The following is a 14,602-nucleotide window of genomic DNA, read 5'->3' as shown; positions in this document are numbered from 1 at the left end:
CCACGGTCAACGGCGCCGGCGGGCTATCACCCCCCAGCGGCACTGCGCAGCAGGGGGTGGGTGCGGAACAGCCGCTCCAGGCGCTGTTCCAGTTCGGCGCGCACCGGGCCGCTGCGGTCGGCGTCGAGGCGGGATACGAACAGGTTGTCGTACCACTCCTCTTCCTCGTCCATGTCCCAGTCGACCTCGCGCAGCAGGGCCTGCCCGGCCTCGGGCAGCAGGGCGGGCAGCTCGCGGCCGGTGAGCTGTGCCCACACGCCGGTCCAGCAGCGGGCCAGCGCCAGCGGATGGTAGCCGCCGCCCCCGAGCACCAGCAGCTTCGGCGTGCCGTCGCCGTGGCGCGGGCTGGTCTCGATCACGTCGTCGATGCAGGCGAGGAAGCACTGGGTGGAGATGCCGAACTTGCCCAGCGGGTCCGGCAGCAGCGCATCGGTGCCGGCCTGCACCACCACGCAATCCGGCTGCCACCGGGTACGCGCCGCCTCCCAGATGCGGCTGAAGGCGCTGTGGAATTCCGTGTCGTTGGTCTCTTTCGGCAGCGGCAGGTTGACCGCGTTGCCCAGCCGGCCGGTGTCCTCGATGCGCCCGCCCTGGAACGGATAGCCGTATTCGGTATCCATGTGCAGGGACACGGTAAGCACGTCCGGGTCGTCGGCGAATGCCGCCTCCACACCGTCGCCATGATGGGCGTCGATATCCAGGTACAGCACCCGTGCCCCCCTCTGGCGCAGGCGCATGATGCCCAGGGCGCAGTCGTTGAAGTAGCAGAAGCCGCGCGCCTGGTCGGGGGCGGCATGGTGCATGCCGCCGGCCGGATTGAAGGCCATGCCACCCTCCAGCACGACCTCGGCACCCTGGATGGAACCATAGGTGGCGGTGGCCGGGGTGGAGAAGAAGCCGGCGAAGAACGGGTTCTCGAAGTTGCCGATGTTGTGGCGGTCGCGGTAGCGCTGGAACACCTTGCCCAGCGCCTCGGCGCGCTGCATGGCGGTCACGTAGTCGCGGGTATGCAGCCACTCGAGCTCGGCGGGCATGGCCTTGCGGGTCACCGCCATCTCGCCGGGGGTGACGGCATCGTAGGCCTCAATCAGGTCGATGGTCAGCGACACCCGCGGGATGCCGAGCGGATGGTTGTCGCCGTAGCTGTGCCCGCGATAGCGCGGGGCGTGCAGCAGCGTCGCGTGGCGGCGCGCCGGACCGGATGCGGCGTCCGGGGCAGCGACGGGGGCGGCTTCGGGGGTGGCATTCACTGGTGGCGCAGCCTCAGGTAGATCTCGGGCAGACGGCGCGGCAGCTCGTCCACGTGGTCGATGATGGTGTAGTGGCCGGGGCCGAAGATCGCCGGCAGGTATTCCGAGCCGGATGGGTCCAGGGTGACGCAGAACGGGTGCACGCCGGCGTCCACCGCCTCTTTCATGGCCATGCGCGTGTCCTCGTGCAGGTAGCGCTGATCGCCGCCGTCGTCGTAGTCGGCCGGGCGGCCGTCGGACAGGATCAGCAGCAGGCGGCGCTGGGCCGAGCTGCGCCGGAAGGCCTCCAGCGAGTGGCGAATGCCCGCGCCCATGCGCGAGGCCAGGCGCCCGGAGACCCCGGCGATGCGGTTGCGCACGGTGGCGCTCAGGTCTTCGTTGAAGTCCTTCAGCCAGTAATAGTTGACCTGATCGCGCTGTTTGGAGGCGAACCCGGCGAGCGCACAGGGATCGCCGACCCGGTCGATGGCCTCGGCGAACAGCATCATGCCCTCGCGCACGCGGTCGACGATCTTGCCCTGCCCGCCCGGATGACGCGCCATGATGGAGGTCGACATGTCCGCCAGCATCAGCACCGAGGTGTCGCGGTGCTGCACCGCGCGACGGCGGTAGATGAAGGCCTTGGGCGACAGCCCCGCCTTCTTGTCGGCGACATAATCGATCACTGCCTCGGTATCCAGCTCGTCGCCGTCCATCTGTTTGCGCAGCGGCGCCGGGCGCATCGGGCGCTGCATCTCCAGACCCCGGGTCAGGCGCTTCAGGGTGTCGGCATGCCGGGTGAGGATCTCCGCCGCGCGGTCGGGCTCTTCGTCGTCCAGCACGCGCTCGTAGAGGTTGACCCAGTCGGAGATGTAGCGCTGCTCGCGGTAGTCCCACTCGGGGTACAGGATGCCGTCCTTCTTCGGCGTGTACGGCGCCGCGCGCTTGGCCACCTGGGCCGGCTGCGGGATCCCGGTGCCGATCCGCCCGCCGGTGCCGGAGGTCTCCTGCTGCGGGGTCTGGATGTCCGCGTCCGGGTCCTTCTGTGCGTCCTCCGGGGCCTGCTGCGGCTGCTCTTCCTGCTTCTCGTGCTCGAACTTGTGCTCGTCGTGCGCCTCGTGGTCGCGGAAGTCCGCCAGCTCGCCGTTACGCTCGCGCTGGGGATAGACCGGCAGCGCCGCGTTCAGCGACAGCCCGGGCAGGTAGGCCTCGGCGCGTTCCTCGATGGTGATCTCGGGGAAGGCCCCGTCGGCGAACAGCTCCTCGGCCACCTCCCAGGCGGTCACCACGTCGGCCTCGGGCGCCAGCATGCGCGCGAGCCGTGGATCCTCCGGCTCACGCCCCTCCAGCAACGCCCGGTGCGCCCGCAGGGCGAAATCGAAATAGGTGCCGGCCGGTTCGGCCGGGCGCTCGTAAGCCTCGGCCAGCCGCACCAGCCGTTCGAGAAAGCGCGGGATGCGCGGCGCGACCCGGGCGTTCACCCGCAGGTCCTCGGCCAGGTCGAACAGGATCTGGAAACGGAACATGCGCTCGCCGAAGGCGGCGAACAGCGGCCGCCAGGTGATGCGCGAGCGGTCGTCCAGCGGCGGGTGCTCGCTGCCCGCGCGCTCGAACAGGCGCTCCACGCGGGACAGGGCGTAGGTGTCGTAGGCCAGATGGGCGGCGGCGTGCTGGGTGGCCACCAGGGCCTCCTCGCGCGAGTCCATCACCGCCGGCATGAACAGCCGCCGGCCGTCGGTCTCCAGCATCGGCCGGCCCTCGCCGGGCTTCCAGCTGGAATCCGCCAGCGGGATGTCGGCGTCCAGCCAGGCCAGCATCACCAGCCGCAGGAAGCGTCCGTGCATGCGCGGACGGAACCCCGGCAGCGCGTCCAGCAGCAGCTTCAGGCTCTCGTCGCTCTCCAGGCGGAAATACGCCTCGCCGCGCGAGCGCCCGGCCTTCAGCAGGTCGGCCCCGCGCCGCGCCCAGGACAGCAGACCACCATCGCCGACCAGGTTGCGCGCGATCGGCGCCCCTTCGAGGTAGCAGTCCAGGGTCAGGCCGCGCTCGTCGAACAGGGTCTCGGCCGGGTCGATCAGGGCCCGCAGCCCCTCGATGCCGCGACCGGCCGCGAGCCTGTCGAAATCGGTCTCGAAATAGGCCCGCGCGTCCGGCAGGCTGCGCTCGCACCAGCGCAGACCGGTCGCGTACCACTCGCGCTCGCCGTCCTCGCCCCAGGCGGCGAACACCCGGTCGGCCTGGCTCATGAACCCCTCGAGCGCATCGGCGGAATTCACCCAGCGGGCGAACTCGGCGGCCTGCGCGCGCCACGGTTCCACCCCGCCGACGTGTTCGGCCATCCGCGCGGAATGCCGCATGAAGCTCTTGCCGGCCTCGCGGTCATGGAAGAACAGGTCGCGCGCGGTCTCGATCCACCGCCGGGCGGGACCGGCACCGAACTCGCGGATCGCCGGCAGGGCCTCCTTCGCGTCGCGGTGGGCGACGAAGCTCATGTCCTCGAGGTGCTGCAGGATCTCCTCGATCTCGACGAGATCCTCGGCCTCGGTGTTCGCGCCCCCGTCGTTGCGGGCCTGCTCGCTCACGCGGCTTCCGACTCGGGGAAGTGGGCGTCGAAGATCTCCTCCAGCGCCTGGATCAGCTCGGGGTCATCGGTGATCGGCGCGATCATCGCGGCGCGGCAGGCCACGCGCGGGCTCAGGCCCGCCTGCATCAGCTCCCCGGCATAGGCCAGCGCGCGGGTGGAGGTCGCCTCCTCCAGGCCGTGGTCCTTCAGCGCCCGCGCCTTGCGCCCGGCGGCGACCAGCTTCTCCACCCGATCGGCGTCCAGACCGCCGGACTCCTTGGCGACGATCTCGCGCTCGACCTCTTCCGAGGGGTAATCGAAATGGATGCCGACGAAGCGCTGCTTGGTGGACGGCTTCAGGTCCTTCAGCACGGTCTGGTAACCGGGGTTGTAGGAGATCACCAGCATGAAGTCCTCGTGCGCATCGATGATCTGCGACTTCTTGTCCAGCGGCAGCTGGCGCCGGTGGTCGGTCAGCGGGTGGATGACCACGGTGGTGTCGGTGCGTGCCTCGACGATCTCGTCGAGGTAGCAGATCGCCCCCTCCTTGACCGAGCGGGTCAGCGGCCCGTCCTGCCACACGGTCTCCTCGCCCTCCAGCAGGAAGCGGCCCACCAGGTCGGAGCTGGTGAGGTCCTCGTGGCAGGACACCGTGACCAGCGGCTGGCCGATGGTATGCGCGACATGCTCCAGAAACCGGGTCTTGCCGCAGCCGGTCGGCCCCTTGAGCATCACCGGAAGGCGCTTGGCATAGGCCGCCCGGAAGATCTCGACCTCGTCGGCCTGGGGCTTGTAGAAGGGCGCGCCGCCCTGGCTGCCATCCTGGCCGGGCTTGTCGATGACGTCGCGTTCCACTCCGCGCATGCGGTTGATCAGGTTCTTCATGCTGGCTCCTGTAGGCCGCCTCGTATGTCGCGTCGCATGACGATTCCGGGCACATTCCCGGGGGGCGCACCCCCGGAATCGTCATCGCGCGGGGATTGTTGTATGATTTCGGGTTTGATTATACCCAACCAGTTCACTCGGATTCAGCGCGTAAATAGAGGACCCGCAATGAAACTTGTCAAACTCGTCAAGCTGAACAACCTGCAGTACAACCCGAACCGCGACCCGGAAGTGTACCGTCGCCCGGTGAACGAGGAATTCCGCCTGCAGGCCATGCTGAACGGCTCGGGCACCGCGCAGTGCCGCTTCACCGTGGAGGGCGAGACCCTCTGCGAAAGCAGCGTGTCCCTGCCCGGCAGCTTCGACTGCAAGTTCAGCTACGACACCGCGGGGACCCGCATGGGTGACCTGGAGATCGAGGGCAACGGCGAGACCTACCACCAGAAGATCCGGATCGACGTCCTCGAGCACGCCTGGATCGGCTGAAGGCCGCGCCATGCTCCCGGCCGGCGGCACACGCAGGCCGGCGAATCGAAAAGGCCCCGTGGCTTGAGCCCGGGGCCTTTTCTGTTGGGGGCCTTTCTGACGGGTCTCAGCCCCAGTCGTACATGCGGATGAACTCGGGGAGCTTTTCGACCATCTCGTCCCGGTCGAAGAAGCGATCCGCCCGCGCCAGACGCATCTCGTCACGAATGTCCGCATCCCCGCCGAAACAGAACACCGGCAGGTTGATCTGGTATTCCATGCGCAGGGTGCGGATCACGTCCAGCGGATCGAACACCTCGATCTCGTCCAGATCCAGCAGCAGGAAGCGATACAGCAGGACCTCGTTCCAGTCTCCCAGACCCTCCAGATCGGTGGTCGCTTCCATGTGCCAGTCGTCGGGCAATGGCGCCCGCAGGCGCTCGGTCATCTCGCCGTCCCGGCTCATCAGGATCATGCGCTTTTCCAGACGGCGCTGGATCGTCGGTTCGGCCATCTCGGTGTCTCCTTCGAAATTCAGGCGATGCCGCGGTACAGCGCATCGATGCGGGCGCTGACCGCATCGGCCACCGCCGGGTCAAGGCAGCCGGCCAGGCGCGAGCGCAGATGCAGACGCTCCGGCAGCTCGCCCGCCACGCGCTCGCCGAGGACGCGGTCCACCGCGGGGTCCTCGCACCACACCCGCGCGATGTGCTGTCCTTCCACGTGCAGGCGCAGGCGCCCGCAGGCCACCCGTGTCTCGAACACGTGATTGTCACGATTGACCCGGATCCCCTCCGGCACGGACGGGCGCGCATCCCCGTCCGCGAGATCGTCCAGTTCTTCGTAGCCGGCCGCCAGCCAGGCCTCCAGGGTCACCGCGTCCGGCGTCACCTCCACCGGCGGCGCCTCGAAGCGGCGTTCCGCGACCCGGCGCAGCGAGTCGCGCAGGGCCGCGGAATCCGGCGCCCGCCCCAGCTCCCCGGCGCAGTCGGTCATGCCGGCCTCCAGTACCGGACGCAGCCATTCGCGATACCCCTCGCTGGGGGCCCGCACACAGGCGAGGAAATCCTCCACCGGGAAACGACCGAGAAAACTCGCGCCGAATACCGAGCCCTCGTTCAGGGTGGCCGCACCGGTACCCATGATCTTGCGGCCCTGCACCCAGACATCCTGTCCTCGGGGTTCCACCCCCTGCAGGCCCAGCTCGCGCAAGACGTCCACGGCCATGGCCAGGCCCTGCGCGAACAGATGCCGGGGGCCGCGCTTGAGGACACGGCTCGGCCGGATCACGAAGAAGCAGTCCTGGTCGGCATCCACCCATACCGAACCACCGCCCAGGGGGCGCCGCACCACCGGGATGCCACGCGCGGCACAGTGGTCCAGATCGAGGTCGGCTTCGGGGTCCTGACTGCCGCCCACCGAGACATGCGCCTCGCGCGAGCGCATCCACAGCACCCGGGGCGGAGCGTCCGGCGGGGTGGACGCCGCCAGCCCGGTATACAGGGCATGCAGCTCCGTCGCCGACCGCTCCCCGGCATCGATCCATTCCGGAGCGGCCGGGGTCGTCATCGCGCCTTATTCCTCCGACGGCTGACCGGCGGCCGCGTCGCCCTGCTGCTCCTGATCCTTGTCATCGTTCCCCGGCTTGTAGAAATAACGGAAATAGAAGTCGGAGCGCGACAGATCCTCGTACAACTTGGCCCGTTCTTCGACTCCGGTGCGCATGATATCCACCAGCGCCTCGGCCTGCTGGCCGTCGATGATGTGCATGCCGCCCAGCAGCTCCTGGTCGGTGTCGAGGAAATGCTGCGCCAGCTCCTCGGGCTCCTGCACGAACACCAGGAACGCCTTGCATTCGGGATCTTCGAGGTCCAGCGGCTGCATCACCAGTTTGCCGAGCCACGCCTGACGCGCGACCTGGTTGAACTGATGGATGTCCAGCTTGCGACCCTTCTTGTACTTGTTGAGTTCGTTGCGGATCTCGCCCATGTTGGCGATTTTCATTGATTTCATGGCCTGCTTCCTGCCGCGAGTGAACGGGGAGGATAAACAACCCCGCCCCCCCTACGTAAGAAACCCCGGCGGACCGGGGTTCTTGAGTGCAACCAGGGGTTTTTCCCGGGCCGGGATTCAGTCATCCCACTGGAAGCCGGAGGACGCGAATCCGGCGGCCTCCTGCAGGGCCTCTTCCACGGCTCCCGGGGCATTGCGCAGCTGGATGAAACTGTTCGACCCCAGCATGCTCAGGTCGGGGAAATGCAGCGCCATGCGAAAGCGCATGTGGAGCGCCTCCACGTCGCCGCCATTGACCAGGACCTCGTAGGGCACGTAGGCGGTGTGGCGACGTGCGTTGACGTCCACGGTCTCCAGGGCGTTGCGATCGGACGCATCCTCCTCGGCCCCGTCCGCGACGCGGATCGCCACGCCGACCAGGGTTGCGTCGCGCCCCGGGATATCCACGCGATAGACCTCGCTGACACCCCCGGCCCGCTCCTCCAGACCTGCACTCAGCGCCTCGAGCGCTTCCGCACGCGAGCCCTGGCTGCCCAGCTCGTAGGGCGCGTCGAAACGTTCCATGCCGAAGGCATAGCGATACCGGTTGAGGTCGCGCTGGCTCTTGCCGTCCTCGTGGCCGAAGGTCTCCTCGGCCCCGAGGGCCTCTTCCAGCGACGCCGCGACACCGTCCAGCGGCTGCTCGACACGGTAGGCGTGCTGGAAATAAACCGGATGCGTGTAGCTGACCTGCACTTCGCCGTCGACCTCGGTGATGCCGACGCGCATCGGTGCGATATAAGCGGCACGGTCATGCGAGGCGGCCGCCTCCAGCAGGTCGTCGCTGGTTGCCACCAGCACGCGGGCCGAATCGGTGACGTCGTACTCACCGAGGATCTCGAAATCCGCGCCTTCCAGACGCTCGCGCGCCTCGTCGGCCACGTCGGAGACGCCGGCCCCGCCGTCGGTCCAGGCCAGCACAAACGGGCGATACTCGTCCGCGGTGGCGGACGCAGCCGCGGCCATCAGGGTCACGGCCGCCAGCCCGGCCGTCAGAGACCGGACGATCCCGGTCGAGCCGCCGGCTTGCAGCGGCTTGCGATGAAACAATGACATGGATACTGCTCCTTCGATCAATGGGAAGCGGGACATCGCCGTCGACCCCGGCCGGGGCCGCAACCCCGGGGCCGGTGGATCGACGGGCCGACCTCAGAAGCGGTAGCTGTAGCCCAGCTCCAGCTCGTACTGCTTCATCTCGATCTCGATGTCCTGGTCCTCATCAAACGCGTTCGATCCGGAGACCGAATTGCTGGGCGCGTACATGGCCGCGAAGCTCAGCTCGTGCTGGTCGCCGAAGGACTTGGTGAAGCCCGCGGTGTAGTGATGCTTCATCACCCCCGGGGCGAGGATGTTCATGGTCACCTCGTCCGAATCGATCGGGTTGTCGCCGCGGTTGTAGCCCACGCGCACCTGCCAGTCGTTCGGCAGCTCGAACTGGGCACCGATCTTGTAGACATTGATGTCGTCCCAGCCGAAGCCCCGACCGTCGGAGGTACCGAAGAACGGAGCCGACCCTCCCTGCATCTGCGCACCCATGGCGGCCTGCAGGTCCTGTGCATCGGGGCCCGAGTTGGAGATCGCGTCCACGTCGGAGTAGTTGATGCGCTGGTAGTCGGCCACCAGGGTCACCGTGGGCGTCACCTCCCAGGCCACCCCCATGCCCCAGGTCGACGGGATGTCGAATGACCCGCTCTCGGCGAACAGCCCGGCATAGTCGTCGAAGTCGGAGTTGCGGATCTTGGAGCGGTAGTTGGCACCCAGCCGCACCCCTTCGGCCACCTGGGCCTGGATGCCGATCTGCGCGCCGTAGCCCCAGGAATCGTCCGTGCCGTTGCCGCTGAAATTCTCCGAATCGTCGGACGCCCCGAAATCGGCAAAGGTCTGGATCCCTTTCGCCTCGAACCGCTGATAGGAGATGATCGGGCTGAAGCCCACGCTCACCCGGCCGTCGGCGAACTTTTGCGCGTAGGTCGGGATGATCGCCAGCTGTTCGAGGTCGACGCCGGCCGATCCGTCACAGAACGGGCCGGATTGGCTTCCAATCGGCACGAAAGTGCCGGAACCCGGAGGATTCTCCATCTGGCAGAACTGAGAGTTTTCGAACCCCGGGTAGTTGGTGTTCATGCCACCGTTGCCGAGGAAGGCGATGCCCCAGGAGCGGTCTTCATCGATCTGCTGGACGAAACCCAGCGACGGGATGAAGAAGTTCTTGCTGTCACTCTCGACCTCGCCCGGGGCCAGAGGGAAGGTCCCCGCTTGCCCGGGCTGGCCCGCCTCATACGAACGTTCGGGCCGAAAGTAAGTCAGGGCCCCGTCGAAGCGGGTTTCCATGCCGGCGATGCCGGCCGGGTTGATGCCCGGGGCGTAGGCGTCCTGCGAGATGGCCATGCCGACGCCGCCCATGCCCTTGGCCTTGATGCCGTAGCCATGGGCGAAGTAGCCGTTGGTGGCCTGTGCGGTACCGGCGGCCCCCAGGGCCAGGCCGACCGCCATCGTCATCGCGCTGCGGCGAATGAAGCGTGCTTCCATTGTTGTCTCCTTTGGTGGTCTTCTTGTTGTAGCCGGGGGCGGATTGGCTCCCCCATCGGCTCGGGATACCCGCACCGCTGACCATACGGACGGGCATCTTTTTCGGCGGCCCCCTGCCGCTCGAAATTTCGGCGGCCCCCCTGCCGCTCGAAACCTGAATATTCAAAACCGCTTATCGGCGCCCAGACGTGCGAAAGCCCCGCAGGGCGGGGCTTTCGTCGGGGACTTGATTGTTATGCTTACCGGGCCGATGTTTCGTCCTCGGCCTCATCGTCGGCGTCGAAGTCGAAGGTCCCGACGTCTTCGCCATCCATCTGCCGCTTCACGAATCCGACGTCGCTGCTGTTCAGCGCGAACGGGAACGACAGGATGTCCGTCGGGCTGGAATCGCCGTAGGGGCGATTGCAGGCCGAGACCTCCTCGTCCGACTTGCCGGGGCAGCCGGAGGTCTGGAACGGCTTGCCGGAGGCGATCAGTTCCTCGACCTCGGACTGCGGCAGACCGAAGTCTACCACCTGGCCGTCGTCGTTGAATTTCATGTCGTCGATGCGGCCACCGGCGTAATCGATGATGAAGCGGCCCAGCTGCACGCGGCGCCACTGATCGCGCGGGACCGGCTTCCAGTCTTCCATCAGCGAGCCTTCCTCGGGGAAGAAGGCGAACATGTGGTTGTGGCCACCCAGGTCGCGGATGCGCTGGCAGACCTGCAGGATCTCTTCCTCGGTCTCGCCCATGCCGCAGATCAGATGCGCGCCGAACTTCTCCGGGCCGAAGATCTCGGCGGCCCACTCGATGGACTGCCAGTACTTGTCCCAGGTATGCGGGCTCTCGACCGACTTGCCGCGGGTGCGCTCGAAGATCTCCGGGGTCACCGCATCCAGCGCGACGGTGAAGATGTCCGCGCCCTTGTCCCGCAGGAGCTGGAGGTCTTCATAGCTCATGGTGGTCGGGTTGGACAGGATCGACACCGGGATGTGATTGACCTCGGCGACCCACTTCTCCAGCAGCTCGACGGTGTCGGCATCGGAGTTGGGATGGGTGATCATGGAGATGCACATGCGCTCGAACTGGCCGGCGTCGGCGTTGTTCTTCACGCGCTCGATCACCTCGTCGTATCTGGCGGTGGGCCAGTCGACGCGGATGAAGTTGCGGTCGGCGTAGTCACGCGATTCCTCGCGGTGGCGCGCCAGCCCGCAGTAGGAACAGTTGGCGCGGCAGCCTTCCGGATAGGTGACCAGCAGGTTCAGACAGTGGGTGCAGGACGTGCGATGCATGGTCCCCGGCACCAGGCCCAGCGTAATCGCGGCCGCCGTGGACATTTGCACGTACTCCGGCGAACGCATGTCCGGGGTCTTGATGTGATAGTCCGGCCGATAGAAGTTTACCGGCGCGACCATCTCCTCTGCACTTGCACTCATTGTTTTCCTCCAGCGTTGTCTCGGGGATGCGGGGCATCCATCGACCGAGCCCGATTACGCGGCCCGATCACCATCGTCGAAATACTCGGAAAATGCAATCCATCCACGACGCTGCGTTGCGTCTTCGTTCGCCCGCGGCGTGCGCCAGTGCTGATTGAGAAACGCACGCCGGCGGCAGGCGCGCTCCAGCGCCGGGCCATACTGGCTGCGCATCTCGTCGTCGTAGTCCTCCAGCGCCTCGTCATCGCCGCCCAGGTCATCCACGATCGCCTGCGCGGCCGCCTCGCCGGAGACCACCGCCGCGGCGATCCCGGCCCCGGTGATCGGATGGGTCAGCCCGGCGGCGTCGCCCACGAACAGCACCGGCCCGTGGACCAGCTGCTCGCGCAGACCGCCCACCGGGATGGCACCGCCGGTGCGGTGCACGATCTCGGTGCCCAGCAGCCCCTGCTCCACCAGCTGCGCATGCAGCGTCTCCAGCGGGGTCTTCATGTCGCGCTCCAGGCGCTTGTCGGCGCCCAGCCCGAGGTTGGCCCATTCCCCCTTGGGGAACAGCCAGGCATACCCGCCGGGGAAATCATCCGACAGCCAGACGTCGGTCGCGGTGTACGGCCGCAGCAGCGGCACGGTGTACTGGCGGGTCTGTACCACCGGCAGCGGATCCAGCCCCAGGGCCGCGGCCACAGGGGAATGCGGGCCGTCGCCGGCCACCAGGAAGCGGAAACCGATCTCCTGCTCTTCACCCGCGTGCTTCACCCGGGCGACGCGCCGTTCCGGATCCACACCGATCAGCGGGGTGGACATCGCCACCTGGGCCCCGGCAGCCTCCGCGGCACGAATGATCGCGCGGTCGAACTCACCGCGGTCGACCATCAGGCCGGGGAAGTCGGACTGCTCTACCGCACCCGAGGGCAGGAAGCTCTGCATGGAATCGATGCGCTGATGCAGCACGCCGTCCGGCTTCGCATAGGCGCCCATGGGGTTGGGGATGAACTCGGCGCATTGCACCGGCTCGCCGCGTGCACGGTTGCGTTCCACCGCCAGCACCGACAGCCCCGCTTCGGCCGCCACGCGGGCGGCGGAGGCCCCGCCGGGCCCCAGCCCGACCACCAGTACGTCGACCGAAGCGGGCAGCATCAGGCGCACCCCGCCGGGTTGGGGATACCGTTCATTATTCGGCGGCCTCGTCGGTTTCCGCCTGCGCCAGGGCCTCGCGCAGGGCGGCGATGAAGTCTTCCGGGGTCAACTGCAGCATCTCCACCTCGCGTGCCGCGAAGAAGGCGCGCACACGGTCCTCCATCTCGGCGACGGGCGTATCGCGCAGGCTGGCCTCCAGATCCGCGATGGTGCGGGTCGGCTTGACGAAGACGTCGCCTGTGATCCAGAGCTGCTTGATGTGGCTGCGCTCGGGGTCCACCGCCGCGCCCACGCGCATCAGGCCGCCGTCGCAGCGATACACCGCCTCGTGCAGCGGGGCATCGGTCGCGGGGCGGTTGCGCTGGTACACCCATTCGTCGCTGTCGATTTCGGCCAGCGCCTCGCGGAACGCGGCGTCTTCTTCCTCCAGCAGGCCGGCCGGTGCCGCCTCCACCGCGAACTCGCGCGCGATCGCCTCGGCGATGGTGCGCTTCACGTGGTCCAGATCCGGGGTCTCGCCGAGCAGGGTCGCCATGTTGGCGACGCGATCGCGCGCCGACTCGATCGCCTTGTCGGAAAGCTTCTCCGCCGGGATGCGCAGGATGCTCAGCATGTCCTCGACGTCGAACTCGATCAGCAGCGTGCCCTGGTAGAGGATCGACTCGCCGTCGAAGGCGCCGCCGGTCCCGGAGATCTTGCGGCCGTCCACCTCGATGTCGTTGCGCGGACGGAAGCGCGCATCCACCCCGAGCTTCTGCATGCCCTCGGCCGCCGCGGTGCAGATCCGTTCGGCGATGCGCCCCATGTCGGCGGTGCCGAGGAACTGCTTGTCCAAGTAAAGCTCCCAGCCCAGCTGGGTGCTGTCGAAATAGATCGCGCCACCGCCAGTGATCCGGCGCTGGATCGCGATCCCTTGCTCGCGGCAGTAATCGGCGTGGATCTCCTGATCCACGTTCTGGTGGAAGCCCACCAGCGCGCAGGGCTCGAACTGAAGAAAGCGCAGGGTATGCGGCGAATGGCCCTCCTGGTGGCACTCCAGCAGGGCGCGGTTGAACGCCATGTTCTCTGCGGCCGGGCGCAGGCCGGTATCCAGGATGCGCAGCGTCTTTTGATCACGTTCAGGCATGACAGCCACCCCCCGAGGCCACGGCCCCGCCTTCGGTCACGATGCGAATACCGCCCAGGCCCTCGCGCGCCTTGCGCTCCTGTTCGCGCCGGCGGGCCTCTTCGGCAACGATGGTGTCCAGATCCAGTTCAACCCCGCTGGCGTTGTCCGCGGCCTCGGCCATCACCTCGTCGCCCACCGCGATGGAACAGCAGGCGGGCGTGACGCGTACGTTCTTGCCCAGCCGCGCAGCCAGCTCGACCACGCCCTCCGCCGGGTGAGCGATCCCCGACAGCCCGGCCATCACCGCATAGCTGTCGATCTGGCTCTTGGCCTCGCCCGGCGGCCGGGCGCACCCGAGCAGCAGCGGGGTGTCGCCCAGGCGTTCGCGGGCGTCATGGAAGAAACGGCCCACCGCGTGCACGTCCGGGGTTTCGAACGGCCGACTGGCAGGGGCATAGAACGGCATGACCACCACCAGCACCACCGCATCGGGCAGATGCCGGGCCAGCATCTCGAGCGCGTTCCACTCGCCGAGCAGCTTGCCGTAGTGGAGACCGACCACGATATGCGGCACCACCTTCATGTTGGTCTTGACCAGACTCTCCAGGGTCCGCTCGAAGTCGTCGACGCTGCGGCGCAGGTGATACACCTGCGTAATGGTGTCCTGCGCACCGATCACGTCCATCATCGCCGCGTCGATCCCGGCCTGCTCCATGGACAGCGCGATGTCGTCGTCCACCAGGGCGGTGTGCATCGCGATACGGAAATCCGGGAACTCGTCCTTGATCCGGCGGATGGTCGAGTAATAGGGCCCGTACTCCACCTCGTTGCGGTGGTTCGAGCCGCCGGTGAGCAGCATCCCCTGGGCGCCGGATTCGATCACCTGATTGACCTCCCGCCACAGGTCTTCGGGGCTGCGCACCGGAATCATCGGTTCCAGGATCTTGGCCTTGCAGTGGTCGCAGGCCAGCTTGCAGTCCCCGCCGGTGATCGACATCGCGGGCCAGGCGCTTTTCCCGCAGTCGGCCAGTTCGCTGGTCTGGTAGGACTTGAAGGTCGGGGTGTAAAAATGGACCGAGTCACTGCCCGCAATCGCGCCGCCTCCCCGGGCCTGAAGATCCTCCACCAGCAACGGATCCACGGGGACGTCTTCCAGGGGTTCAACCCGCCGGATCACATCGTTCCAGCTCGTCATCGGCTCTCTCCGGGTGCGCGC

The 14,602-nt window shown here is 67.5% G+C and carries 13 protein-coding genes; 1 reads left to right on the top strand and 12 read right to left on the bottom strand.

Translation table 11 applies throughout. The annotated features are described in order from the left end of the window. Positions 1–26: 26 nt before the first annotated feature. From F620_RS0104685 to F620_RS0104675, 3 genes are read right to left on the bottom strand one after another with little or no spacing between them, the layout of a single operon-like run. Positions 27–1,250: an acetoin utilization protein AcuC gene (locus F620_RS0104685; RefSeq protein WP_019569643.1), complete on the bottom strand. Its 1,224-nt coding sequence runs from the start codon at positions 1,248–1,250 to the stop codon at positions 27–29. Next, positions 1,247–3,811, bottom strand: a complete 2,565-nt coding sequence (locus F620_RS0104680) for a VWA domain-containing protein (RefSeq protein ID WP_019569642.1) — start codon at positions 3,809–3,811, stop codon at positions 1,247–1,249. The genes F620_RS0104685 and F620_RS0104680 overlap by 4 nt, the downstream gene beginning before the upstream one ends. After that, the gene (locus F620_RS0104675) at positions 3,808–4,677 is read right to left on the bottom strand and encodes a CbbQ/NirQ/NorQ/GpvN family protein (RefSeq protein WP_018870305.1); all 870 of its coding nucleotides are present in this window, start codon (positions 4,675–4,677) and stop codon (positions 3,808–3,810) included. The genes F620_RS0104680 and F620_RS0104675 overlap by 4 nt, the downstream gene beginning before the upstream one ends. Before the next feature lie 168 nt (positions 4,678–4,845). On the opposite strand from F620_RS0104675, the gene F620_RS0104670 reads away from it, so the two are divergent. After that, a complete protein-coding gene (locus F620_RS0104670; protein ID WP_018870306.1) occupies positions 4,846–5,163 on the top strand; it encodes a hypothetical protein in 318 nt (105 codons plus the stop codon). Positions 5,164–5,269: 106 nt separating this feature from the next. Here the strand turns inward: F620_RS0104670 and F620_RS0104665 are convergent, their stop codons facing one another. From F620_RS0104665 to F620_RS0104625, 9 genes are all read right to left on the bottom strand, one after another. Then, positions 5,270–5,656, bottom strand: coding sequence for a hypothetical protein (locus F620_RS0104665; protein ID WP_019569641.1), 387 nt, complete (start codon positions 5,654–5,656; stop codon positions 5,270–5,272). Positions 5,657–5,676: 20 nt separating this feature from the next. Next, on the bottom strand, positions 5,677–6,711 hold the full coding sequence (locus F620_RS0104660) for a lipoate--protein ligase family protein (RefSeq protein ID WP_019569640.1): 1,035 nt from the start codon (positions 6,709–6,711) through the stop codon (positions 5,677–5,679). A 6-nt stretch (positions 6,712–6,717) separates the two neighbouring features. Next, complete coding sequence (locus F620_RS0104655) at positions 6,718–7,155, bottom strand: hypothetical protein (RefSeq protein WP_026279531.1); 438 nt, start codon at positions 7,153–7,155, stop codon at positions 6,718–6,720. A gap of 117 nt (positions 7,156–7,272) precedes the next feature. Next, positions 7,273–8,250 (bottom strand): hypothetical protein, encoded by a 978-nt coding sequence (locus F620_RS0104650; protein WP_019569639.1) that lies wholly within the window; start codon positions 8,248–8,250, stop codon positions 7,273–7,275. A 93-nt stretch (positions 8,251–8,343) separates the two neighbouring features. After that, positions 8,344–9,723, bottom strand: a complete 1,380-nt coding sequence (locus F620_RS0104645; protein WP_019569638.1) for an OmpP1/FadL family transporter — start codon at positions 9,721–9,723, stop codon at positions 8,344–8,346. A gap of 239 nt (positions 9,724–9,962) precedes the next feature. Beyond that, complete coding sequence (locus F620_RS0104640) at positions 9,963–11,141, bottom strand: radical SAM protein (protein WP_026331313.1); 1,179 nt, start codon at positions 11,139–11,141, stop codon at positions 9,963–9,965. Between the two features lie 54 nt (positions 11,142–11,195). Next, positions 11,196–12,278 (bottom strand): NAD(P)/FAD-dependent oxidoreductase, encoded by a 1,083-nt coding sequence (locus F620_RS0104635; protein ID WP_026331312.1) that lies wholly within the window; start codon positions 12,276–12,278, stop codon positions 11,196–11,198. A gap of 34 nt (positions 12,279–12,312) precedes the next feature. Further along, a complete protein-coding gene (locus F620_RS0104630) occupies positions 12,313–13,404 on the bottom strand; it encodes a biotin/lipoate A/B protein ligase family protein (RefSeq protein ID WP_019569635.1) in 1,092 nt (363 codons plus the stop codon). Beyond that, positions 13,397–14,581: a radical SAM protein gene (locus F620_RS0104625; protein WP_018870315.1), complete on the bottom strand. Its 1,185-nt coding sequence runs from the start codon at positions 14,579–14,581 to the stop codon at positions 13,397–13,399. The genes F620_RS0104630 and F620_RS0104625 overlap by 8 nt, the downstream gene beginning before the upstream one ends. Between the last annotated feature and the right edge of the window lie 21 nt (positions 14,582–14,602).

Source organism: Thioalkalivibrio sp. ALE11 (assembly GCF_000381205.1).
Lineage (GTDB): Bacteria > Pseudomonadota > Gammaproteobacteria > Ectothiorhodospirales > Ectothiorhodospiraceae > Thioalkalivibrio.
Note: the sequence above shows the minus strand (reverse complement) of the source record. Positions and strands in the feature narration are given on the sequence as shown.

What these genes read in the sequence shown, in the direction of transcription:
- F620_RS0104675 (WP_018870305.1), bottom strand. Translation starts at nt 4,677, where the DNA reads ATGAAGAACCTGATCAACCGCATGCGCGGAGTGGAACGCGACGTCATC.
- F620_RS0104670 (WP_018870306.1), top strand. Translation starts at nt 4,846, where the DNA reads ATGAAACTTGTCAAACTCGTCAAGCTGAACAACCTGCAGTACAACCCG.
- F620_RS0104665 (WP_019569641.1), bottom strand. Translation starts at nt 5,656, where the DNA reads ATGGCCGAACCGACGATCCAGCGCCGTCTGGAAAAGCGCATGATCCTG.
- F620_RS0104660 (WP_019569640.1), bottom strand. Translation starts at nt 6,711, where the DNA reads ATGACGACCCCGGCCGCTCCGGAATGGATCGATGCCGGGGAGCGGTCG.
- F620_RS0104655 (WP_026279531.1), bottom strand. Translation starts at nt 7,155, where the DNA reads ATGAAATCAATGAAAATCGCCAACATGGGCGAGATCCGCAACGAACTC.
- F620_RS0104650 (WP_019569639.1), bottom strand. Translation starts at nt 8,250, where the DNA reads ATGTCATTGTTTCATCGCAAGCCGCTGCAAGCCGGCGGCTCGACCGGG.
- F620_RS0104645 (WP_019569638.1), bottom strand. Translation starts at nt 9,723, where the DNA reads ATGGAAGCACGCTTCATTCGCCGCAGCGCGATGACGATGGCGGTCGGC.
- F620_RS0104640 (WP_026331313.1), bottom strand. Translation starts at nt 11,141, where the DNA reads ATGAGTGCAAGTGCAGAGGAGATGGTCGCGCCGGTAAACTTCTATCGG.
- F620_RS0104635 (WP_026331312.1), bottom strand. Translation starts at nt 12,278, where the DNA reads ATGCTGCCCGCTTCGGTCGACGTACTGGTGGTCGGGCTGGGGCCCGGC.
- F620_RS0104630 (WP_019569635.1), bottom strand. Translation starts at nt 13,404, where the DNA reads ATGCCTGAACGTGATCAAAAGACGCTGCGCATCCTGGATACCGGCCTG.
- F620_RS0104625 (WP_018870315.1), bottom strand. Translation starts at nt 14,581, where the DNA reads ATGACGAGCTGGAACGATGTGATCCGGCGGGTTGAACCCCTGGAAGAC.